This window comes from Pseudomonas sp. K2I15, from assembly GCF_002204795.1.
GTDB lineage: Bacteria > Pseudomonadota > Gammaproteobacteria > Pseudomonadales > Pseudomonadaceae > Aquipseudomonas.
Window position 1 is genome coordinate 1 of the sequence record NZ_NIXO01000015.1, and the last position, 24,879, is coordinate 24,879.

General features: G+C 63.1%; 10 protein-coding genes and 1 pseudogene. 8 read left to right on the forward strand and 3 right to left on the reverse strand.

Going from position 1 to position 24,879, the window contains the following annotated elements:
* The 5 genes from CEC48_RS11735 to CEC48_RS11755 form a co-directional block, all read left to right on the forward strand.
* Nucleotides 1-738 (forward strand): helix-turn-helix domain-containing protein (locus tag CEC48_RS11735; protein ID WP_256579702.1); only part of this gene is annotated, 738 nt, incomplete at its 5' end.
* A gap of 121 nt (nt 739-859) precedes the next feature.
* The gene (gene bglX / locus CEC48_RS11740; RefSeq protein WP_088423888.1) at nt 860-3,121 is read left to right on the forward strand and encodes a beta-glucosidase BglX; all 2,262 of its coding nucleotides are present in this window, start codon (nt 860-862) and stop codon (nt 3,119-3,121) included.
* A gap of 103 nt (nt 3,122-3,224) precedes the next feature.
* Nucleotides 3,225-4,673 carry an efflux transporter outer membrane subunit gene (locus CEC48_RS11745; RefSeq protein ID WP_088423889.1) on the forward strand — a complete coding sequence of 483 codons (1,449 nt, stop codon included), beginning with the start codon at nt 3,225-3,227 and terminating at the stop codon, nt 4,671-4,673.
* Nucleotides 4,670-5,800 carry an HlyD family secretion protein gene (locus tag CEC48_RS11750; RefSeq protein WP_088423890.1) on the forward strand — a complete coding sequence of 377 codons (1,131 nt, stop codon included), beginning with the start codon at nt 4,670-4,672 and terminating at the stop codon, nt 5,798-5,800. The genes CEC48_RS11745 and CEC48_RS11750 overlap by 4 nt, the downstream gene beginning before the upstream one ends.
* Nucleotides 5,790-7,301: an MDR family MFS transporter gene (locus CEC48_RS11755; protein WP_088423891.1), complete on the forward strand. Its 1,512-nt coding sequence runs from the start codon at nt 5,790-5,792 to the stop codon at nt 7,299-7,301. Before CEC48_RS11750 ends, CEC48_RS11755 begins: the two co-directional genes overlap by 11 nt.
* A gap of 953 nt (nt 7,302-8,254) precedes the next feature.
* On the opposite strand, the gene CEC48_RS11760 is transcribed toward CEC48_RS11755, so the two are convergent.
* Nucleotides 8,255-8,839 carry a TetR/AcrR family transcriptional regulator gene (locus CEC48_RS11760; RefSeq protein ID WP_088423892.1) on the reverse strand — a complete coding sequence of 195 codons (585 nt, stop codon included), beginning with the start codon at nt 8,837-8,839 and terminating at the stop codon, nt 8,255-8,257.
* Nucleotides 8,840-8,973: 134 nt separating this feature from the next.
* Between CEC48_RS11760 and CEC48_RS11765 the strand changes: the two genes are divergently transcribed.
* Nucleotides 8,974-10,146 carry an MFS transporter gene (locus CEC48_RS11765; protein WP_088423893.1) on the forward strand — a complete coding sequence of 391 codons (1,173 nt, stop codon included), beginning with the start codon at nt 8,974-8,976 and terminating at the stop codon, nt 10,144-10,146.
* Here the strand turns inward: CEC48_RS11765 and CEC48_RS11770 are convergent, their stop codons facing one another.
* Together CEC48_RS11770 and CEC48_RS11775 are read right to left on the reverse strand one after the other, a co-directional pair.
* On the reverse strand, nt 10,147-10,503 hold the full coding sequence (locus tag CEC48_RS11770) for a type II toxin-antitoxin system HicB family antitoxin (RefSeq protein WP_088423894.1): 357 nt from the start codon (nt 10,501-10,503) through the stop codon (nt 10,147-10,149).
* Entirely contained in the window at nt 10,500-10,751 is a 252-nt protein-coding gene (locus CEC48_RS11775) for a type II toxin-antitoxin system HicA family toxin (RefSeq protein ID WP_088423895.1), read from the reverse strand. Before CEC48_RS11775 ends, CEC48_RS11770 begins: the two co-directional genes overlap by 4 nt.
* A gap of 209 nt (nt 10,752-10,960) precedes the next feature.
* On the opposite strand from CEC48_RS11775, the gene CEC48_RS11780 reads away from it, so the two are divergent.
* Nucleotides 10,961-23,329: a non-ribosomal peptide synthase/polyketide synthase gene (locus CEC48_RS11780; RefSeq protein ID WP_088423896.1), complete on the forward strand. Its 12,369-nt coding sequence runs from the start codon at nt 10,961-10,963 to the stop codon at nt 23,327-23,329.
* Between the two features lie 155 nt (nt 23,330-23,484).
* Nucleotides 23,485-24,738, forward strand: a pseudogene (locus CEC48_RS32170) (condensation domain-containing protein); the annotation flags it as partial.
* Nucleotides 24,739-24,879: the final 141 nt, after the last annotated feature.

Sequence of the window (24,879 nt, forward strand, 5' to 3'; positions counted from 1 at the left end):
CTCCCGCCCAGGCCCTGGCTTGAAGCCTATGCCGACAATTACCGCAACGATGACGTGGTGCATCCCCACTGCCATGCCCAGGCGCAGCTGATCCACGGAGTGTCCGGGGTGATGGTGGTCAGCACCGCCCAGGGCAGTTGGCTGGTGCCGTCCGGGCATGCGCTGTGGGTGCCGGCCGGCACCCCGCACGAAATCCGCATGGCCGGCGAAGTGCATATGCGCACGCTGTTCCTGATGCCCGAGGCCGAGCCGGGGTTGGGGCGCACCTGTCAGGTGATCGAGGTGTCGGCGCTGCTGCGGGAACTGATCGTCGCCGCTACGCTGATCGCCGGGCACAACAGCCCGCGGCTGCAGGCCATGGTCGAATTGATCCGCATGGAACTGCTCGCAGCCCCGGTGGTGGCGATGCACGTGCCGGTGCCCGGCGAGGCGCGGCTGGCCAGGTTATGCACGCACTTCATCCGCAACCCCTCCGACGACAGCAGCCTGGAATCCTGGGCCGACAGCCTGAACATGAGTGCCCGCACCCTGAGCCGGGTGTTCCAGCGCGAGTTGGGCATGAGCTTCGGCGAATGGCGCAAGCGCGCCCGGCTGGCCTTGAGCTTGAAGCTGCTGGCCCAAGGCGTGTCGATTTTGGAGGTGGCGCTGGAACATGGGTATCAAAGCCCGAGTGCGTTCAGTGCGATGTTTCGCAAGTCGTTGGGCTATCCGCCGAGTCATTTTCGGCCGGTTGGGTAGGTTTTTCTCCGTATTGGCCGATGATCAAAAGCCGGCCTCCCTGTGAGTTCTGACAGTAGACACCCACGCTCCAATCCTCAACGCTGCAGGCAGTCACTGACGTGTCCAGAGGATGGGCCTGATGGGAAAAGTCCTGCTGTTTTGCCTGCTTGTCGGCCTTTCTGGCACAGAGGCCTGGGCGCAACCATCGCTCACAAAGGCTGCGTTCATCGAGCACGTGCTTGTGCAGATGACCCTTGCCGAGAAAGTCGGCCAACTGGAATTGGTGGGCATTGACCGGGAACAGACGAAAGCCAGTATCCGCGAAGGGGTTGCTGCCGGATTGATTGGCGCCATCGGTGGCGTCGCGTCACCGCCTTATGGGCAGGTGTTGCAGCACGTGGCGATGGAGCGTAGCCGGATGAAAATTCCGCTGTTCTTTGCGGCGGACGTGATTCATGGCTTGCACACGGTGTTCCCGGTGAGCCTGGGCCTGGCGGCCAGTTGGGACCTGTCGGCGATTGCCCTGGCGGGGCGTATCAGCGCCCGGGAGGCGCGTGCCGAAGGTGTGCATTTGACGTTCGGCCCGTCGGTGGACGTTACCCGCGACCCTCGCTGGGGCAGAGTTTCGGAAGGCTACGGTGAGGATCCTTTCCTGGCCTCGCGTATCGCGGGTGTGATGGTCAAGGCGTATCGGGGTGACGATCCTCACGCAGCCGACAGCCTCATGGCCGGCGTCAAACACTTCGCGTTGTACGGTGCAGTTGAAGGCGGCAAGGATTACAACAGCGTCGAGATGAGCACCGCGAACATGTACCAGTTCTACTTTGCACCTTATCGCGCTGCCGTCGATGCCGGCGCGGGCATGGCAATGATCGCGTTCAATGCCATCGGTGGAATTCCTGCAGCCGCCAATCGGTGGTTGATCCGGGATGTGCTGCGTCATCAGTGGGGGTTTGACGGCGTAACCCTGGGTGATTGCAGGGCGATTGAGGGGCTGGTCAATCATGGTGTAGCGCGTGATGCCAGGCAGGCTGCTGCGTTGGCGCTGCGCGCAGGTGTCGACATGGAAGTGTGCGATGACGCTTATGCACAGTATTTGCCCGGGTTGGTCGCGTCGGGCGAGGTCGATGTTGCGCTGCTGAATGAGGCTGTCCGCCATGTGCTCGGCCTTAAGTATGACCTGGGGTTGTTTGACGACCCGTATCGCAATCTTGGCAGCGTAGCGTTGCCGCCCAGTGCGGCGCGCCTGCAGCGAGACGCGGCCCGGGACATTGCCCGCAAGACCTTCGTGTTACTGAAAAATGCCCATCAGACGCTGCCGTTGAGCAAGCAGGCCAGCATTGCGTTGGTCGGCCCTTTGGCCAAGAGCCAGCACGATTTGCTGGGCAGCTATTGCGGTGACTGCGACGACCAGCCCGTGGTCAGTGTCTACGATGGCCTGGCCCGCGCCGTTCAAGGCAAGGCAACATTGCGCTACGCCAAGGGTGCGAATGTGACCACGGACAAGCAGTTGGCCGAACGCTTGAAGCTCTACAAGACGCCGTTGGAGCTTGACCCGCGTTCGCCCGAAGAGCTTCTGGGTGAGGCGCTGCAGGTTGCTCGTCAGGCCGAGGTCATCGTGGCAGTTGTCGGGGAGCCCTGGAGCTTCAACGATGAGTCCGTCAGTCGGGCGCATATCAACCTGCCTGCCAGCCAGCAGCACTTGCTCAGTGCGCTGAAGTCGTTGGGTAAACCCTTGGTGATCGTATTGGTGAGCGGCCGTCCGATGGACCTGACCCGGGAGCAGGCACAGGCCGATGCGCTACTGGAGACCTGGTTCAGTGGTACGGAGGGCGGCAACGCGGTGGCCGATGTGTTGTTTGGCGACTACAACCCCTCGGGCAAGCTGCCGATGACATTTCCCCGGTCGGTGGGGCAAATTCCGATTTATTACAACCACTTGAATACCGGGCGTCCGTTCTTTCCTGCTGCGCCCTATAAGTACACGAGCCAATACATCGACGAGCCCGACGGCCCGCTCTATCCCTTCGGCTACGGCTTGAGCTACACCCGGTTCGAGCTTTCGGGCCTGCAGTTGTCAACGCTGGTACTGCACGCGGGGGAGCAACTCAAGGCGAGCATTACGCTTGCCAACACTGGCCCGCGCGACGGCGAAACGGTGGTGCAGTTGTATATCCGTGATGTGGTTGCCTCTGTCAGTCGGCCGGTCAAGGAGCTCAAGGGCTTCCAGAAACTCATGCTCAAGGCCGGGGAGCGCAAGGTCATTGAGTTCACCCTGGATGAGAACGACCTGAAGTTCTACGACGCCCAACTGCACTACGTTGCCGAGCCCGGTGAGTTCAAGGTTCAGGTAGGCCTGGACTCCCAAGCGGTCCAGGAGCAAAGCTTCGAGTTGCGTTAAGCAAACATATTGTCCGTTTAGCGACGATACATGGCCCTGACGCGGGCGAACCGCACAGGCCACCTGCCTAACCTGCAAGGCTCCTTCTTGAGCGAGCCTTGTGATGCACAGCCCTTCTTTTCATCCCTGGATGCCCATCGCCCTGTTAAGCGTGCTGGCCGGGTGCAGTGGCGTGCTCGGCGAGCCGTCGACCGTCACGGCGCAGCCATTGCCGCGCCTGTCCGCCGAATCGGCCGAACCATTGCCCGCCCGCTGGTGGCAGTTGTACCGCGACCCGCAGCTGGATGCCCTGGTGGCGCGGGCCCTGCGCCAGAACAAAGACCTTGAAGCCGCTGCCGCCCACGTCGACGCCTTGCTGGCGCGGCTGCAGCAGGCCGACGGCGAGCGCCTGCCGTCCACTTCCCTGGACTATGGCCTGGCCTACGGTCGCAGCCGTGATGACCAGACCCTGGCCCAGGCCACCCACGGTCATGCCGGTGCCGAATGGAGCCACACGCCTGGATTTTCCCTGAGCTACACCCTCGACCTGTGGGGCGAGGTGCGTTATCGCATTGCCGCGGCACGGGCAGATGCCCAGGTGGCGCGGGCACTGGAGGACGAGTTGCGGGTGACGGTGGCCGCTCAGACGACTCGTGCCTATGCCCAGGCCTGCGTTTATGGATTGCAGGCGCAGGTGCAGGCGCACTCGGTGCAGTTGCTGGAGCAAAGCGTTTCGGTCACGCAAAAACTGCAAAAAGCCGGCGCGGCGACGGACCTGGACCTGAGCCGGCTGCAAGGCCTGCTGGAAGAAACCCGCGCACCCTTGCCGATGTTCACGGCCCGTCGCCGCAGCGCGTTGTATGAGTTGGCGGTACTCAGCGGGTTGCCGCCGGAGCAGGTCACCCCGCGCAACTGCGCCCAAGGCCCACAGTTGCAGGCGCCGCTGCCGGTGGGCGAGGGCTGGGCGCTGGTGCAACGCCGGCCGGATATCCGCCGCGCCGAGGCGCAACTGCGCGCTGCCACCTCGACGGTGGGGCTGTCTCGGGCCGAGCTTTATCCGCGCATCACCTTCGGCGCGATGCTCGGTTCGTCCGCCAGCAGCCTGGGCAAACTGGGGGATAGCTACGCGACGGTTTACTCCGTCGGGCCGCTGGTGTCCTGGCGTTTTCCCAATCGGCAGGTCGCCCAGGCGCGCGTCATGCAGAGCCAGGCCGAAGCGCGCCAGGCCCTGGCACGGTTTGACGGCACGGTGCTGAACGCGTTGAAACAGGTTGAGCAGGCCATGGCCTTGTACCAAGGCGAACAGCAGCGTCGCCAGGCCCTGGCCGCTGCCCTGGACAACAACCGCCGCGCCTTCGACCTGGCCTCCCGTGGCTACCACGCCGGCGCGCTGGATGCCCTGCAACTGCTGGACAGCGAGCGCAGCCTGGTAGGCCTTGAAGCACACGTGGCCGAGTCCGACCTGCGTTTGATCAACCGCCAGATCGACCTGTTCCAGGCCCTCGGTGGCGGTTGGCAGCGTGACGATCAAACCGCCCACTTTCCCGTAGCTGTCAATGGAGCCAGGCCATGAACCAGGCTGTTGAACCGATTCGCCTGACCGTTATGCAACGCCATCGTCGCACCCTGGTGACCACTGCCTCTCTCGCTACGTTGCTGGGGCTCGCCGTCTTTGCCGGGTATTGGTGGCAGTGGGGACGCTTTCTTGAGGAAACCGACGACGCCTATGTGCGCGCCGACTGGGTCGCCATCAGCCCGCGTATTGCCGGGTATGTGGCCCAGGTGTTGGTGGAAGATAACCAGCCGGTCAAGGCCGGGGACGTGTTGGTGCGCATCGACGACCGGGATTTTACCGAGCGCCTGAACAGCGCACAGGCGCAACTGCAACAGGCGCAGGCGGCCGCGACGGCGCAACAGGCCTCGGTGCAAACCCTCGACGCGCAAATGAGCGAGCAGCAGCAACGCATCGCCCAGGCGCGGGCGGCACTGAGCAGTGGCGAGGCCGAGGCCCGGCGTGCGGGGCTTGATTACCAGCGCTATCGCGAATTGGTGGCGCAACAGGTCGCCAGCGCCCAGCACCTGGAAACCGTCAGCGCCAGCCAGGCCAAGGCCCAGGCGGCGCTGGCGCAAGCGAACGCCCAGGTCGCGCGCCAGCAAGCGCAGTTGCGGGTCTTGCAGGCGCGTCGGCAGCAGGCACAAGCGCAAATGATTGAGCATCAGGCGCGCATTGGCGAAGCCCAGGCCAACCTGGCGCTGGCCAGCAATGCGCTGAAGGACACCGAGATTCGTGCGCCTTTCGACGGTGTGGTGGGCCAGCGCAAGGTTCGTCGCCAGCAATACGTGATGCCCGGCCTGCCGCTGCTGGCGGTGGTGCCGGTGGAGCAGGCCTATGTGATTGCCAACTACAAGGAAACCCAGTTGCAGCACATGGCGCCCGGGCAGTCGGTGGACATCTCGGTGGACAGCTTTGCCGGCGCGCACTGGCACGGCGAAGTGGAAAGCATCGCCCCCGGCTCCGGTGCCGTATTCGCCCTGCTGCCGCCGGACAACGCCACCGGCAACTTCACCAAGATCGTCCAGCGGTTCCCGGTGAAGATCCGCCTGCAGCCCGGCGAGTCGCGGATCCTGCCGGGTATGTCGGTCATCGCCACGGTCGACACCCGCCCAGCCGCGAGCCAGGAGCACGCTCATGGAGGTTGAAGGGCGTGTGTCGATTCGTGCCTGGGTCGCGGTGATCGGCGGGCTGTTTGGCTGCTTCATGGCTGGGATGAACGTGCACGTCACCAGCGCCGCGTTGCCGGAAATCGAAGGCGCACTGGGCGCGACGTTTGAGGAAGGTTCGTGGATTTCCACCGCTTACCTGGTGGCGGAAATCATCATGATTCCCCTCACGGCGTGGCTGGTGCAGGTGTTCTCCCTGCGCCGGGTGATGTTGTGGGGCTCGGGGATATTCCTGGTGGCTTCGGTGGCGTGTTCGCTGTCGCCGAACCTGCAAGTGATGATCTTTATTCGGGTGGTCCAGGGCGCGGCTGGGGCGGTGCTGATTCCCTTGTCTTTCCAGCTGATCATCACCGAACTGCCGGCCAGCAAGATCCCGCTGGGCATGGCCTTGTTCAGCCTGGCCAACAGCGTCGCCCAGGCGGCCGGGCCGTCGATTGGCGGCTGGCTGACCGACGCGTATTCCTGGCGCTGGATCTTCTACTTGCAACTGTTCCCGGGGATCGCGTTGCTGGCGGCAGTGGCCTGGTCCATCGACCGCCAGCCAATGAAACTGGACCTGCTGCGCCAGGGCGACTGGCTGGGCATCGGCTGCATGGTGTTGGGCCTTGGCGCGTTGCAGATCGTTCTGGAGGAGGGCGGGCGCAAAGACTGGTTTGGCTCGCCCTTTATCGTGTGGATGACGCTATTGGCGGTGGTGGGATTGATCGGCTTCGTTACTCGCCAGTTATGGGGCGCCCACGCCTTCATCAACCTGCGGCTGCTGGGGCATTACAACTTTGGCGTGGCCAGCGTGGCGATGTTTATCTTCGGCGCCAGCACCTACGGCCTGGTGTTCCTGGTGCCCAATTATCTGTCGCAATTGCAGCACTATAACGCTAGTGAAATTGGCGAGAGCCTGATTGCCTATGGCCTGGTGCAACTGATCATGGCGCCGTTTTTACCGCGCTTGATGAAATGGGTCAGCGCCAAAATGCTGGTGGCCTCGGGGTTCGCGATCATGGCCCTGGGCTGCTGGATGGGCGCACACCTGTCGGCCGACAGCGCCAGCAATGTGATCGTGCCCTCGATCGTGGTGCGCGGCATGGGCCAGCCGTTGATCATGGTGGCGCTGTCGGTGCTGGCGGTACATGGGCTGGCCAAGGCGCAGGCGGGGTCGGCCTCGGCGGTGTTCTCGATGCTGCGTAACCTTGGCGGCGCGGTGGGTACAGCGTTGCTGGCGCAGTTGGTGGTGGTGCGCGAGCGCGTGCATTCGGCGCGTATCGGCGAGTCGGTGACGCTGTTTGATCCGGCCCTGCAACAAAAACTGCCCGGTGGCGGGGGGTTGCAGGAGCAGTTGCCGGATCATCAGGTGGTGCTGAACCTGCTGGACCAGAGTGTTCGCCATCAGGCGTTTTTGATGGCCTACAGTGATGCGTTCTTTCTGGCGTGTGTGGCGTTGGCCGCGTGTGCGGTGGCGGCGTTGATGTTGCGGCGTACCTAGGGTCAATGCTGTGGTTGGCTCTTCAGGTAGCCAATATCAATGTTGGGAGTGTTGTGTCTGGGTATCTGGGGGGCTGAGTACATATCCGTTATATGGGTGATAGCCGCCTATGGTTCCGCTCTTACAGCGGCTCACTTTTGAAAAGCGCAAAAGTAAGCAAAACGCTCTTGCCCCACCACTCGGCACCTCGCTTAGGCTCGGTGTGCCCTCAACTCCGGTAGCACGAAGCGGGCCGCCGCGACGGGGCGTCCCTGCCCCGTCGCGGCTAAACCGGCGTCCTGCCGGTTTACCCGCTCCGTACTACCTGCGTTCGGCCAGCGTGGTTTAACGGGGCGCCTAAGATCAAGATCAAAAGCAAGAGCACAGCGGCCTACCGGCCGGCTTGAGTGGTGTAGAGCAACGGCAAAATCAAAGGCGCACGCGGTCAAAAAATGTGGGAGCGGGCTTGCTCGCGAAGGTCGTTAACGATGACGCGGGCGTCCTGAATGAACGCGGCGTTCTCGGGTTTTTCGCGAGCAAGCCCGCTCCCACAGAAAAGCAGCTCTGCTTTCGCTCTGGATCTGGCCCTTGCTTCTAACACTCAGGTCGGCTTTCAGGCCGCCGTGCTCTTGCTTTTGATCTTGATCTTGATCTGACTGCCCCATTCAGCCCGAGGCCGAACGCAGGTATTGAGGAGCGGGTAAATCGGCAAGGATGCCGATTTAGCCACGACGGGCCAGGGACGGGCCAGGGACGGGCCGTCGCGGCGGCCCGCGGAGCCTTGCCGGAATGCGGGCATGCCGAGCCTAGGCGAGGCACCGAGTGGTGGGGCAAACATTTTGGTTACTTTTGGCTGGGCCGGCATTCCGGGCGTTTGCCAAAAGTGACCCGCTGTAAGAGCGGAACCCTAAGCCGCCGTTACCGCAGCAACGGATATGTACCCCATCTGATCCGAAAACTTCCGCCGCACTCGTTCAGCGAACGGCATTGGGCTTCAAACCGCGCAGCAATAACTCCAGCCCTTGCAAGGCTGCTTCCAGTCGCTCGCCCGGGTGTTCATCCTGGGCGATCCACAGCGATGCGCTCACCAGGCTGCCATTGATCAGCCTCGCCAATGCCTGGCTGCACGCGTACTCGATGAGGCCCGCTTGCATCAGGTCATCGAGCAAACGGCGCAGCGAGTCCACACATTGCTGCTGGTCGGTTGCACCCAGCACCGCCGGGGCATCCTGCAATACGATGCGCTGGATCTCGGCATCCTGAGCCATACGCAAATAAGCCCGGCAGCGTTCGCAAAACCCTTCCCAAGGGTCGGTGGCCTGGTCGGTGATACGGTGCAGGCTCGCGTCCATTTCGCCGTCGAGCTGGGCAACTACCGCCGCCAGCAAGCCTTTCTTGTCGCCAAAATGATGGTACAACGCACCCCGGGTCAGGCCGGCGCGAGCGGTGAAGTCGTCCATCGACGTCTGGGCGTAGCCTTGTGTGGCGAAGGCCTGGCGGGCGCTGGCGATCAGGCGGGCGCGGGTGTCTTCGATCATCTCGGCACGGGCTCGGCTCATGGGTAAGGCTCACAATAGGTGATTGACATACGGCGCGTATGTTACGCATGATTTGTCACATACGCACCGTATGTATTTTGCCCCGATAACACCAGATAGCAAGTTTCAGGGCGCTCAGGAAGAGGTTACACACCATGGCAAACCCTTACGCCGAGCTGTTCCAGGCGCCAGGTTCCAGGGCTTTTGTATTGGCGGGCATGCTCGCCCGCATGCCGATCTCCATGACCGGGATCGGCTTGATCACCATGCTTTCGCAAGTGCACGGCGGTTACGGTTTGGCGGGTGCGGTGACGGCCACCTTCACCCTGGCCACGGCGTTTTGCGCGCCCCAGGTTTCGCGGCTGGTGGACCGTTATGGCCAGGGCCGCGTGTTGCCGGTGGCCGCCTCAATCGGCGGCGGCGCGCTGTTGTTGCTGTTGCTCTGCACCCGCTTGCAGGCGCCGACGTGGACGCTGTTCATCTTCGCCGCCCTGGCCGGTTGCATGCCCAACATGTCGGCCATGGTGCGGGCGCGCTGGACCGAGCTGTATCGCGGCCAGCCCAAGTTGCAAACCGCATTTGCCCTGGAGTCGGTGCTTGATGAGGTGGTGTTCATTGTCGGCCCGCCGGTCTCGGTGGGTTTGTGCGTGCTGCTGTTCCCCGAAGCCGGGCCGTTGATTGCCGCGCTGTTTTTGGCGGTGGGCGTGACCGCGTTCGTGCTGCAACGCCAGACCGAGCCACCGGTGCATGAGCATCAGGCCGGGCACGGCCGTTGGCTGATCGCCTCGCCCTCGGTGTTGATCCTGATGGTGCTGTTGATGGCCATGGGCATTATCGTCGGCGTGGTGGACGTGGTCAGCGTCGCCTTCGCCCAGCACCAGGGCCAGCCCGCCGCCGCGAGCATTGTGTTGTCGGTATATGCCATTGGTTCGTGCCTGGCCGGGCTGGCGTTTGGTGCCCTAAAGCTAAAAGCGCCGCTGCCTCGCCAGTTTTTGTTCTGCGGCGTGGCTACGGCTGTGACCACGTTGCCGTTGTTGCTGGTGACGAACATTCCCGGGTTGGCGGCGGCGATCTTTATTTCCGGCCTGTTCTTCGCCCCGACGTTAATCGTGTCCATGGCCCTGGTGGAGCAGATTGTTCCTCCAAGTCGCCTGACCGAAGGCATGACCTGGCTGATCACCGGCCTGAGCATAGGCGTGGCCATTGGTGCCGCCAGCTCCGGGTGGATGATCGACCACTTTGGCGCACCCAGCGGGTTCTGGGTGGCACTGGCGGCTGGAGCTGTGGTGCTTGGCTCGGCGGTGTTGGGGTATCGGCGATTGGGCTGATTACCCCGCAATGAGTGCGCCGCGATGTTGCAGAAACTCGTTCAGCGCTTGCCGCGTGAGATCGTTCAGCGTCACTTTTTGCCGGGTCGCCGCCAGGGCGGCGGCCAAATGGAGGTCATGGCCGACACGGACGTTGAACGAGCCCTTGCAGGGCTTTTCCGGTGTTTGCCCAAGGGCCTGGCAGGTCTCGATGTAGTCGTCTACGGCGTTGCAAAAGGCCGCGTCCAATTCGGCGACGGTTTTTCCCTCGTAGCTGACCAGAGCCTTGATGAAAAGCAGCTTTCCGAACAGGCAATTGTCTTCGATGCTGGCTTCGATGGAGCCGATGTAGCCTTTGTGTTTCAACTGGTTGTTCACTGAATCAGTTCTCCTGATTTCAATTGTTCGATGATCTGGCGCCGAATGTAGTGTTTCAGTTCGTTGCCGGGGTGAGGCTTGTGCAGGGTAATCATTGCACTGGGGTCGCCCTTGTCGAACCTGACTCGGCTCCCAGCCCCTTCGATTTGTGTGTATCCCAGGCGCCGCAGCAGTGTTACGAGTTCGGGCCAGGTAAATGCCGATTGCTCATTGAGCAGTTTGGCCAGCAGCTTTTCATTTTTCGACACGGCGATCCTTGCCTGTAACTAAATGTAGTTGCAATTGATGGGTTGCGTCAATGATAGGACAGCCTCGCCGAGCCACTCGGTGTTTGATGTAACCCTTGATGACACCGCTGTCGGCGCCACAAATCCCCCGCTAATTTTTCCCCTCCGGATTCGTTTTATAGGGACGACGTGCCTTTGTGCTTCCTGCCTATTGCCCCGGATCCCAAGAAATGAACGCTGAAGACTCCTTGAAACTTGCTCGCCGGTTTATCGGGTTGCCCCTGGAAAAACGCCAGATGTTCCTCCAGGCGTTGCACAAGGAAGGGGTGGATTTTTCCCGGTTTCCGATTCCGGCAGGGGTGGAGGCAGAGGACCGTCAAGCGTTGTCTTACGCCCAGCAGCGGATGTGGTTTCTCTGGCAGTTGGATCCTGCCAGCGGCGCCTATAACCTGCCAGGCGCGGTGCGGCTCAAGGGCGCGCTGAGCCTGCCGGCGATTGAGCAGGCGTTCGCCAGCCTGGTGGCCCGCCATGAAACCCTGCGCACGGTGTTCCAGCGCCAGGCGGATGAGCGTCTGTTGCAAGTGCCCGCGCAATCGCCGCTGGTCGTCGAGCAGTTGGACTTCAGCGCCCTGGCACCCGCCGAGCGTGAGCAGGCGGTGACGCAAGCCGCCACCCGCCAGTCGCTATTGCCCTTCGACCTGGCCAACGGCCCGCTGCTGCGGGTGCAATTACTCAAGCTGGCCGAGCAGGAACATGTGCTACTGCTGACCTTGCACCACATCGTCTCCGACGGCTGGTCGATGAACGTGTTGATCGACGAGTTCATCGGTTGCTACGACGCCCATGAGCGCAACGAGCAGCCGCAATTGCCGGCCCTGCCGATCCAGTACAGCGACTACGCCCTGTGGCAACGGCGTTGGCTGGAGGCGGGCGAGCAGGCCCGCCAGCTGGAATACTGGCAGGCGCGCCTGGGGGATGAGCACCCGGTGCTGGAACTGCCCATCGACCATCCGCGCCCGGCGATGCCCAGCTACCAGGGCACCCGGCATGATTTAACGATTGATCCGGCGCTGGCCACGCAGTTGCGCAGTTGCGCGCAAAAACACAACGTCACCTTGTTCATGCTGCTGCTCGGCGCGTTCAGCGTGCTGCTGCACCGTTACACCGGCCAGGGCGATATTCGGGTTGGCGTGCCGATTGCCAACCGTAACCGCAGCGAAGTCGAAGGGCTGATCGGTTTCTTCGTCAACACCCAGGTGCTGCGTACCGAGCTGACCGGGCAAACCCGTGTCGACCAACTGCTGCAAAGCATCAAGGAGCACGCGCTGGGCGCCCAGGCCCATCAGGAGTTGCCGTTCGAGCGCCTGGTAGAAGCCCTGAAAGTCGAGCGCAGCCTGAGCCACACGCCGCTGTTCCAGGTGATGTACAACCATCAGCCGCACGTGGCAGATATTGCCGCAGTCAGCACCGCCTCCGGGCTTGAGCTGTCCCTGGTGCAATGGCAAGGCCGTACGACCCAGTTTGACCTGAGCCTGGATACCTTTGAAAAATCCGGCACCCTGCACGCCGCGCTGACCTACGCCAACGACCTGTTCAACGCTGCCACCATCGAGCGCATGGCCGGCCATTGGCTGAGCCTGTTGCAGGCGATGGTCGCCGATGGCAGCCAGCGCATCGGTGAACTGCCGATGCTCGCCGCCGATGAGCAGCACGTGCTGGTGAATGACTGGAACCAGACCGTTGAGGCGTACCCCACCGAACGTGGCATCCACCACCTGATCGAAGACCAGGTACAACGCACTCCGCACGCCACTGCACTGGTATTCGGCGCTACGCAGTTGACCTACGCTCAGCTCGACGCGCGCGCCAACCAACTGGCCCATGCCTTGCGCGAGCAAGGTGTTGGCCCGGACGTGCTGGTGGGTATTTGCATCGAGCGCTCCATCGAAATGGTGGTCGGCCTGCTGGCGATTCTCAAGGCCGGTGGCGCCTACGTTCCGCTGGACCCGGAATACCCCCGCGAACGCCTCGCCTACATGATCGAAGACAGCGGCATCGGGCTGCTGCTCAGCCAGCAAAGTCTGCTGGCCACCTTGCCGGTCGACGCCATCAACGTCATTGCACTCGACCAGGCACAAGGCTGGCTCGACGGCTACAGCCGCGAGTCGCTGGCCGTCAGCGTACAAGCCCTGAACCTTGCTTATGTGATCTACACCTCCGGCTCCACCGGCAAACCCAAGGGCGCCGGCAACAGCCATCGCGCGCTGGTCAACCGCCTGTGCTGGATGCAGCAAGCCTATGGCCTGGACGCCAGTGACGCGGTGTTGCAGAAAACCCCGTTCAGCTTTGACGTCTCGGTGTGGGAGTTTTTCTGGCCGCTGATGAGCGGCGCACGGCTGGTGGTCGCAGCGCCCGGCGCGCATCGCGAGCCTGCACGCCTGATCGAGACCATTGGCGAACACGCCATCACCACGCTGCACTTCGTGCCGTCGATGCTCCAGGCATTTATCCATGAGCCGGGCGTGCAGGCCTGCGCCAGCCTCAAACGCATCGTGTGCAGCGGCGAGGCGCTGGCGCTGGATGCGCAGCTGCAGGTGTTCGCCAAACTGCCCGGCGCCGGTTTGTACAACCTCTACGGCCCGACTGAAGCGGCCATCGATGTCACCCACTGGACCTGCATCGACGAAGGTGCCGACAGCGTGCCGATCGGCCGGCCCATTGCCAACCTGGGCACCTATGTCCTGGACGCGCAACTGAACCCGGTGCCGGCAGGCGTCGCCGGTGAGCTTTACCTCGGCGGCACCGGGCTGGCCCGCAGTTACCACCGTCGCCCGGCGTTGACCGCCGAGCGTTTTGTGCCGTGCCCGTTCAATGACGGCGCGCGGCTGTACCGCACGGGTGACCGGGTGCGCCAGCGCGTCGACGGCGTGATCGAATACCTCGGCCGCCTCGATCACCAGGTCAAGCTGCGCGGCCTGCGTATCGAGCTGGGTGAAATAGAGACCCGCCTGATGCAACACCCGCTGGTGCGCGAGGCGGTGGTGCTGGTGCAGGGCGGCAAACAACTGGTCGCCTACCTGGTGCTGGAAGGCGGCGAGCCAACTACCCCATGGCAACCGGAGTTGAAAGCGTGGCTGTTGAACAGCCTGCCGGAATACATGGTGCCCACCCACCTGGTGCCGCTGGTGAAGCTGCCGGTGACCGCCAACGGCAAGCTCGACCGCAAGGCCTTGCCGTTGCCGGATGCTGCGTCGCAACAGACGTTTGTGGCGCCGGAAAGTGACCTGCAAAAAACCTTGGCCGCAATCTGGAGCGACGTGCTGGCGGTCGAACATGTAGGCCTGGAAGACAACTTCTTCGAACTGGGCGGCGACTCGATCATCTCCATTCAAGTGGTCAGCCGTGCGCGGCAAGCCGGTATCCGCGTCAGCCCGCGTGACCTGTTCCAGTACCAGACCGTGCGCAGCCTGGCGCTGGTCGCCACCCTCGACAATCGCTCGGCGGTGGATCAGGGGCCGGTGACCGGTGCCGCCGTGCTCGGGCCGATCCAGCACCATTTTTTCAGCCGTGGGATGCCGGTGCGTGAGCACTGGAACCAATCGCTGCTGTTGACCCCGCGTGAGGCATTGAATGCGCAGTGGCTCGATACAGCGCTGACGCACGTCATCAATCACCACGATGCCTTGCGCCTGCGTTTTACCGAAAGCGCCGAGGGCTGGCAGCAACGCCACGAGGGTCTGGTGGCGAGCGCTGATCTGTGGCTACGCGCTGCCGAGTCTGCCGAACACTTGAATGCCTTCTGCTGCGAGGCGCAGCGCAGCCTCGACCTGCAAAGCGGTCCGCTGTTGCGAGCCTTGCTGGTCACGCTGGCCGATGGCAGCCAGCGTCTGGCGCTGATCATTCACCACTTGGTAGTGGATGGGGTTTCTTGGCGGGTATTGCTGGAGGATCTGCAACAGGCTTACGAACAGCTGGCGGCGGGCGGCGGCATTCAACTGCCGGCGAAAACCAGCGCGTTCCAGAGCTGGACCGCGCGCCTTGAACAGCAAGCGCCACGCTTCGATGAGCAACTGGCGTACTGGAAAATCCAGCATCAGGACGCGAAGGACCTGCCGTGCGAGCGACCTGACGCCAGCCTGCAAAATCTGCATGGCGAGAAAATCGAGTGGCGACTCGACGCCGAGCGTACCCGTCAGTTGCTGCAACAGGCGCCCGCCGCCTATCGCACCCAGGTCAATGACCTGCTGCTCACTGCGTTGGCACGCACCATCAGTTGCTGGAGCGGGCAGCCGGGCACGCTGATCGAACTCGAAGGCCATGGCCGTGAAGACCTGTTCGATGACATCGACCTGAGCCGCACCGTGGGTTGGTTCACCAGCCTGTTCGCGGTCAACCTGACCGCTTGCGATGACCTCGACGGTTCGATCAAGTCGATCAAGGAGCAACTGCGCGCGGTGCCGGACAAAGGGCTGGGCTACGGCGTGCTGCGTCATCTGGCGGCACCTGCCGTGCGCGCCGAGCTGGCGGCACTGGCGCCACCGCGCATCACCTTCAACTATCTGGGTCAGTTCGACCGTCAGTTTGATGAGGCTGCCTTGTTTGTGCCGTCCGCTGAAACCAGCGGCGTAGCCCAGGACCTGGCGGCACCGCTGGCCAACTGGCTGACCGTTGAAAGCCAGGTCTATGGCGGCGAGCTTTCAATGAGCTGGGGCTTCAGCCGCGAGATGTTCGACGGCGCGACCGTGCAGCGACTGGTGGATCACTACGCCAGCGAGCTGCAGGCGCTGATCGAACATTGCTGCACCTTACCGGCCGCGCAAGCCACGCCGTCGGACTTTCCGCTGGCACAGGTCACGCAGGCGCAGCTCGATGCACTGCCGGTGCCGGCCGGTCAGCTTGACGATCTGTATCCACTGTCGCCGATGCAGCAAGGGTTGCTGTTCCATACCCTGTACGAGCAGGCGGCCGGGGAGTACATCAACCAGTTGCGCGTCGACGTGCAGGGCCTGGACCCGGAGCGTTTCCGCGCCGCATGGCAGGCCACCGTCGATGCGCAAGACATCCTGCGCAGCGGTTTTGTCTGGCAGGGCGAACTGGCGCAACCGCTGCAGATCGTGCACAAGCAGGTGCAACTGCCGTTCGCCACGCTGGATTGGCGCGCCCGCGACGATCAACCCGCAGCCCTCGCGGCGCTGGCCGATGCCGAGCGTGTGCAAGGCTTTGACCTGGCCTGTGCGCCCTTGCTGCGCCTGGTGCTGGTACAGACCGGCAGCGATCAATGGCATCTGATCTACACCCATCACCACATCCTGATGGACGGCTGGAGCAACTCGCAGTTGCTCGGCGAAGTATTGCAGCGCTATGGCGGCCGCACACCGGCGAATGCCGGCGGACGCTATCGCGATTACATCGCCTGGCTGCAACGCCAGGACGGCCAGTTGAGCCAGGACTTCTGGAGCGAACAACTGGCCGCGCTGCAGGAGCCGACCCGGTTGGCCCGCGCGGCCACCGCTGGCGAGCGCCAACGCGGTCACGGCGACCATTACCTGACGCTGGACGCGCAACGCACCCAGGCGCTGGAGGCGTTTGCCCGCCAGCAGAAAGTCACCGTCAACACCTTGGTGCAAGCCGCGTGGCTGCTGTTGCTGCAACGCTATACCGGGCACGAAGCGGTGGCGTTCGGTGCGACCGTGGCCGGGCGCCCGGCGGACTTGCCCGGCATCGAGCAACAGGTCGGCCTGTTCATCAACACCTTGCCGGTGATTGGCGCGCCGCGTCCGGACCAAAGCGTCGGCCACTGGTTGCAAGCGGTGCAGGCGCAGAACCTCAGCCTGCGTGACTTCGAACACACGCCGCTGGCGGACATCCAGCGTTGGGCCGGGCAGGGCGGTGAAGCGCTGTTCGACAATATCCTGGTGTTCGAAAACTACCCGGTTGCCCAGGCGCTGAGCCAGGCCGGGCAAGGGTTGGTGTTCGGTGATGTGGGCAATCTGGAGCAGACGCACTATGCGCTGAGCGTGGCGGTAACCCTCGGCCGGCAGCTGGCGTTGCATTACAGCTTCGACCGCGGCCAATTCGCGAGTGAGGTGATCGAAGGCATCAGTGCGCATTTGTTGCAACTGCTTGAGCAGTTTGCCGAGTCGGCTGAGCGCAACCTCGGTGAAATCGCCCTGGCCAATGCTGATGAACACGCCCGCCAGCACGCCGAGAACCACCCGCAGCCGTACCCGGTAGGCATCAGTGTGCATCAGCGCATTGCCACCCTGGCCGCCGAACGCCCGCAGCGCACGGCGGTGATCTTCAACGGAGAGCACTTCAGCTATGGTGAAATCGACCAGCGCGCCAACCAACTGGCCCACGCGCTGATCGCCCGTGGCGTGGGTGCGGAAACCCGGGTAGGCGTGGCGTTGCCGCGCAGTGAGTCGGTGATCGTCGCGTTGCTGGCGGTGCTCAAGGCGGGCGGCGCTTATGTGCCGCTGGACACCAGTTACCCGCGTGAACGCCTGGCCTATCTGATCGAGGATTCAGGGCTGGCGCTGCTGATCAGCGATTCGTCGGTGTCGGCGCAATTGCCGGTCGCCGAATCGGTGCCGTTGCTGGAACTGGATCGTCTTGATCTGCGTGAGCAATCGATCAAGGCGCCGTCGGTGCCACTCGACCCGCACAACCTTGCGTATGTGATCTACACCTCCGGCTCCACCGGCAATCCGAAAGGCGTCGGCGTTGCCCACGGTCCATTGGCCATGCATTGCCAGGCCATCGGGCAGCGCTATGAAATGCGCGACAGCGACTGTGAATTCCACTTCATGTCGTTCGCCTTCGACGGTGCCCACGAACGCTGGCTGACCAGCCTGACCCACGGTGCTTCGCTGCTGATTCGCGACGACACGCTATGGACGCCGGAGCAGACCTACAACGCCATGATTGAGCACGGCGTCACCGTGGTCGCATTCCCGCCGGTGTACCTGCAACAACTGGCTGAACACGCCGAGCGCGTCGGTAACCCGCCGAAGGTGCGCATCTATTGTTTTGGCGGCGACGCGGTGCCAAACGCCAGTTTCGAGCGGGTCAAACGTGCGCTTGATCCGGACTACATCATCAACGGCTACGGCCCGACCGAAACCGTGGTCACCCCGCTGATCTGGAAGGCCGGCCGCGAGCTGCCGTGCGGTGCCGCCTACGCGCCGATCGGCAGCCGCATCGGTGACCGCAGCGCGTATGTGCTCGACGCTGATCTGAACCTGTTGCCCCAAGGCATGGCCGGTGAGCTGTACTTGGGTGGGACGGGGCTGGCCCGTGGATACCTCAACCGCCCGGGGCTGACCGCCGAACGATTTGTCGCTGACCCGTTCAGCGCAGTTGGCGGCTTGCTTTACCGCACCGGCGACCTGGTGCGCCAGCGCGCCGACGGCACGTTCGACTATCTGGACCGTATCGACAATCAGGTGAAGATCCGCGGTTTCCGCATCGAGCTAGGTGAAGTCGAAGCGGCTCTGCAAGCCCTGGGTGGCGTGCGCGAAGCGGTGGTTGTGGCCCAGGAAGGCAGTGCCGGCAGCGGCAAGCGTCTGGTGGCTTACGTGGTCGGCGATTCAACCCGTGCGCACTTCACCGAAGACCTGCGTGCGCAACTCCAGGCCACCTTGCCGGCGCACATGGTCCCGGCGTATGTGCTGCGCCTGGAACGTATGCCGCTGACGCCGAACGGCAAGCTGGATCGCAAGAACCTGCCCAAGCCGGATGTCAGCCAACTGCAACAAGCCTACGTCGCTCCGCAGAACGCGCTGGAGCAGCAACTGGCGACGATCTGGCAGGACGTGCTCAAGCTTGCGCAGGTGGGCATCAGCGATAACTTCTTCGAGCTGGGCGGCGACTCGATCATTTCGATCCAGGTGGTCAGCCGTGCGCGGCAGGCCGGGATTCGCTTCACGCCCAAAGACCTGTTCCAGCACCAGACCATTCAGGCGCTGGCCGTTGTCGCACAGACCGGCGAGGCGCTGCAGTTGATCGATCAGCAACCGGCGACCGGCACTGCCGTGCTGCTGCCGATTCATCAGCAATTCTTCGCGCAGGACATCCCCGATCGTCACCACTGGAACCAGTCGGTGATGCTCAAGCCAACACAGGCCCTTGATGCGCAGGTGCTGGAGCAGGCGCTGGAGGCGTTGGTGGCGCATCACGACAGCTTGCGCCTGGATTTTGTCGAGCAGGCGGGTGGCTGGTCGGCGCACTACCGCAACGCCGTCGCACAAGCGGATGAAGCGCGCCTGTGGCAAGTGGAGGTCGCAGACCTCGCAGCCCTTGAGGCGCTGGGTGACAAGGCCCAGCGCAGCCTGCAATTGAACGGTGGCGCGTTGATCCGTGCGGTGCTGGCGAACCTGGCTGATGGTACTCAACGGCTGTTGCTGATCGTCCATCACCTGGTGGTCGATGGCGTGTCGTGGCGGATTCTGTTCGAGGACCTGCAAAACGGTTACCGGCAGATTGCCGCTGGCATGGCTGTGCAATTGCCGGCCAGGACCAGTGCTCTCAAGGCGTGGTCGGCAGCATTACAGGACTACGCCGCAACGCCTGCGCTGCAGGCCGAACTGGGTTTCTGGCAACAACAGTTGCAGGGCGCTTCGGCAACCTTGCCGTATGACCGTCCGAACGGCGGGCAGCGACACGATCAGGCCGTGACCCTTCGCAGCAAACTGGACCGGACCCTGACCCGTCAGCTGTTGCAGGACGCCCCGGCGGCCTATCGCACCCAGGTCAACGACGTGTTGCTGACCGCGCTGGCACGCGTGATGGTGCGCTGGACGGGGGACGACAACGCGTTGGTGTTGCTTGAGGGCCACGGTCGCGAAGACCTGTTCGAGCACATCGACCTGACCCGTACCGTGGGCTGGTTCACCAGTGTCTTCCCGGCGCGACTGTCGCCGGTTGTGGACCTCGGTGCGTCGCTCAAGCAGATCAAGGAACAGCTGCGGGCGATTCCGCATAAAGGCATCGGCTTCGGTGCACTCGCGCACCTGGGCGATGAACAGGCGCGTGAGTCGCTGCAGGCCTTGCCGGTACCGTGCCTGACCTTCAACTATCTCGGTCAGTTCGACGCCAGCTTCGATGCCGCCGCCGATGCCTTGTTTGTGCCAACCGGTGAATCCGGCGGTGAAGAAGTCAACATGCACGGGCCGCTCGGCAACCCGCTGGCGCTCAACGGCAAAGTGTTCGGGGGTGAGCTGGACCTGAGCTGGACGTTCAGCGCCGCGATGTTCGATGAAGCGACCATCCAGCGTCTGGCCGATGACTATGTGCAAGAACTGACGGCGCTGATCGGCCATTGCTGCGACCGTGCTAACCGTGGCGTCACACCGTCTGACTTCCCGCTGGCGGCGCTCAGCCAGGCGCAGTTGGATACGTTGGTGCCAGAGCCGCAGGCCGTCGACGATATCTACCCATTGTCGCCGATGCAGCAAGGCATGTTGTTCCATACCCTGCTCGAACAGGGTAACGGCAACTACATCAACCAGATGCGCCTGGACGTTGATGGCGTGGACCCGCAACGCTTCCGCGCGGCCTGGCAAGCCGTGGTCGATGCCCATGACATCCTGCGTACCGGGTTTTTCTGGCAGGGCAATCTTGAGCAACCGATGCAGGTGGTGCAGCGTCAGGTGCAGGTGCCGTTCCGCGTGCTCGACTGGAGCGGTCACGCCGGTCTGGATGCCGAATTGCAAACCCTTGCCAACGAGGAGCGCGCCCAAGGCCTGGACCTGACCTGCGCGCCATTGATGCGCCTGGTACTGGTACGCACGGCGGCTGATCGTCATCACTTGATTTACACCAACCATCACATCCTGATGGATGGCTGGAGCAGCGCGCAGTTGCTTGGCGAAGTGTTACAGCACTACAGCGCAGAAACCGTGGCGCGGCCGGCTGGGCGGTATCGCGATTACATTGCCTGGCTCAAGCGCCAGGATGCGTCGCTTGGCGAAACCTTCTGGAAGGACCAGTTGCACGCCCTGGATGAACCGATTCGCCTGGCCCAGGTGTTTGCGCGCCCGTCGCAAGGCATCGCAAGCCACCTGTACGCCCACCATCACCTGCACCTCGATGCACAGCAAACACGCCATCTGGGCGACTTTGCCCGCGAGGCAAAAGTCACTCTCAACACCGTGGTACAGGCTGCCTGGCTGTTACTGTTACAGCGTTACACCGGTAAACCCTGTGTCGCGTTCGGTGCAACCGTGTCGGGCCGCCCAGCGGACCTGGCAGGTGTCGAGCAACAGATTGGCCTGTTCATCAACACATTGCCGGTCATTGCCAGCCCGCGCTCCGAGCAGAGCCTGGGGGATTGGCTGCACAGCGTCCAGGCGCAGAACCTGGCTTTACGGGACTTCGAGCACACCGCGTTGTTCGATATCCAGCGCTGGGCGGGGCAGGGCGGTGAAGCGCTGTTCGACAACATCCTGGTGTTTGAGAACTATCCGATTTCAGAAGCCCTGGAGAAAGGTTCGCCCCAGGGCCTGCACTTTGGTGCCGTGGGCAATCTGGAACAAACCAACTACCCGTTGACCCTGCTGGTGGGCCTGGGTACCGAGCTGAGCGTGCAGTTCAGTTACCAATGTGCAAGCTTCACTCAGGCGTCGGTGGAGCAGCTCGGCATGCACCTCAAGCGTCTTCTGCTGCAAATGAGCAGCGGTGCCGCACGCCCGCTGGGTGAACTCACGCTGCTGGACCCGAGTGAAACCCGCCAGCAAGTGCAGGCCTGGAACGCCACCGCGAGCGCCTACCCGGGCGAGCACTGTATTCATCGTCTGTTTGAGGCCCGGGCACGGCATACGCCGGATGCCACGGCGCTGCTGTTTGCTGACCAGTCGCTGACTTACGCTCAACTCAACACCCAGGCCAACCGCCTGGCGCATCGCCTGATTGAGCGCGGTGTCGGTGCCGATCAGCCGGTAGGCATCGCCCTTGAGCGTGGCGTGGACATGATTGTCGGGCTGTTGGCGATCCTCAAGGCCGGTGGCGCTTACGTGCCGCTCGATCCGCACTATCCGGTGGACCGCCTGGCCCACATGATTGAAGACAGTGGGCTGCAGTTGCTTCTGACCCAGGCATCGTTGTTGCGCCAGTTGCCGATTCCGGCCGGGGTGCAAACCGTGTTGCCGAGTGCCCTGGATGAACCGGTCAGTGCTGAACAGGCGGCCGATCCACAGGTGTCGGTGGACGGCGATAACCTGTGCTACGCCATTTATACCTCGGGCTCTACCGGCAAACCCAAGGGCGTGATGGTACGCCATGGCGCCCTGGTGAATTTCGTCGCCAGCATGGCCCGCGAGCCGGGCATCGAGGCGAGTGACCGCTTGCTGTCGCTGACCACCTTCTCGTTCGATATCTTCGGCCTGGAGCTGTACGGCGCGCTGTTCAGCGGTGCGGCCGTGGTGCTGGTGGACAAACAGAGCGCCCACGACCCTGAAGCACTGCTGGGGATTATCGAACAGCAGCAGGTCAGTATCGTGCAGGCCACGCCGTCGACGTGGCGCATGTTGCTTGAGCATCCCATGGCTGAGCGTCTCGCCGGGCGCAAATGCCTGTGTGGCGGCGAGGCATTGGCCGAGGACCTGGCCGAGCGCTTGCTGACGGTCGCAGGCCCGGTCTGGAACCTCTACGGCCCCACGGAAACCACCATCTGGTCGGCGGCTTATCCACTGACCACAGACAAGCGCTTGCCTTACCTCGGCCGGCCGATTGCCAACACTTCGCTGTACATCGTCGGCGAGCACTTTGCGCCGAACCCCATCGGCTTGATCGGCGAATTGCTGATTGGCGGTGATGGCCTGGCGCGTGGTTATCACGAGCGAGCCGCACTCACCGCCGAACGCTTCCTGCCGGACCCATTTGGCAATGGCACACGGCTGTACCGCACCGGTGACCTTGCGCGGTATCGCGTCGACGGGGTGATCGAGTACATCGGCCGCGTAGACCACCAGGTGAAGATTCGTGGTTTTCGCATCGAGCTGGGGGAGATCGAAGCGTGCCTGTTGGCGCAGGACACGATCCGCGAGGCCGTGGTAGTCCCTCAGCAAGGACCGGGCGGCACGCAACTGGTGGCTTACCTGATTGCGGCCACCGCTGAGGCTGCCGAGGCGCAGTCGCTGGTGGCGCTGCGCGACGAACTGAAATCGCGGCTCGCCTGCGACCTGCCGGACTACATGATTCCGGCGCACTGGATGCTGCTTGAGCGCTTCCCGCTGACACCCAACGGCAAGCTGGATCGCAAAGCCTTGCCGCTGCCCGACGCCAATCAGTCGCTGCGCGCCTATGTGGCACCACAAGGGGTGCTTGAGCACAGCGTCGCGCTGATCTGGCAAGACGTACTCAAGCTTGCGCGGGTAGGGCGCGACGACAACTTCTTTGAGCTGGGCGGGCATTCGTTGCTGGCGACCCAAGCGACCGCACGCCTGCAAATGGAGCAAGGCGCAGCCGTGCCCCTGGACCTTTTATTCCGAACCACATCGCTGTCGGAGTATGCCGCGCAACTGGCGGTGCACCTGACACCTCACTCCAGCGAAGACCTGAGTGAGATGCATGATTTCCTGGCAGACCTGGAGACCCTTTGAAAATGACTCAGCTCGATAACCTGTCTCTGGTTCAGCGATTCATCCGTTTGCCGCTCGCCCAACGGCAAGCGTTCCTGCAAAAACTGCACAGCAAAAACATGAGCTTCGCCGCGTTGCCGATTCCGGCGATGCGTGATGAGTTCGAGCACATCGGCTTGTCCTATGCCCAAGAGCGCCAATGGTTCCTCTGGCAACTGGACCCCCACAGCGCGGCTTACCATGTGCCGACCGCGCTGCGGCTGCGCGGTGCCCTGGATTTGCCGGCGTTGCAGCGCAGCTTCGATGCGTTGCTGGAGCGCCATGAGGTGCTGCGTACGGTGTTTGTCGACGGGCCGCAAGGGCCGTTGCAGGTTGCGCACGCGTGCCTGAGCCTGCCGGTTACGACGGTGGTGCTGGAAGCGGTGCCGGACGCCGCAGCGCTCAAGGCGCTGATTGATACTGAAATCACTGCGCTGTTTGATTTGCAGCGGGGCCCGCTGTTGCGGGTCAAACTGTTGCAGTTGGCGCCGGACGACCATGTGTTGGTCCTGACCCAGCACCACATCATTTGTGACGGCGCTTCGGCGCAGATCATGGTTCACGACCTGGTCAAACTCTATGCTGCCCACAGCACCGGCCAGGCGGCGGATCTGTTGCCGCTGCCGATTCAGTACGCCGACTACGCGATCTGGCAGCGTAAATGGATGGAAGCCGGCGAGCTTGCGCGGCAACTGGACTACTGGACCGAGCGCCTGGGTGATGGTGGCGAAGTACTGCCGTTACCCACGGACCACGCACGCCCAGCCGTACAAAGTTATCGCGGTGCGCGGCTGGACCTGGCCGTCGGTGCCGGGCTGACCGAACGCCTCAAACACGTGGCCCAACGCGAAGGCTGCACCCTGTTCATGCTGTTGCTCGCCTCATTCCAGGTATTGCTGCACCGTTACAGCGGCCAGTCGGACATCCGCGTGGGTGTGCCCGTGGCCAATCGCAACCGCCTGGAAACCGAAGGCCTGATAGGTTTCTTCGTCAATACCCAGGTCCTGGATGCGCGCATTCAGGGGGCAATGCCTTTCGATCAATTACTGGCGCAGGTCAAGCAGGCTTCGTTGGGCGCGCAGGCACATCAGGATTTGCCATTCGAGCAATTGGTGCAAGCGCTCGCACCGGACCGGCACATGAGCCACAGCCCGTTGTTCCAGGTGATGTTCAATCACCAGAGCAGCGACGCCGCCCAAGCGTTGCAACTGCCTGGCTTGCATGTCGAGAGCCTGGATTGGAGCTCGCACACGGCGCAATTCGACCTGACCCTTGGCACGCACGAGAGCCAGGGCGCATTGGCTGCCACACTGACCTACGCCACCGATTTATTCGACGCCGGCACCATCGAACGCCTGGCCGCTCACTGGCTGAACCTGCTGCAAGGCATCGTCGCCGATCCGCAACAGCGCATCGGCGAACTGCCGTTGCTGGATGCGACCGAGCAACAGCACAACATCGCCCAGTGGAACCCTGGCCTGCGCAGCTTCCCAAGCGACACCTGCGCCCATCAACTGATTGCCGAACAGGCC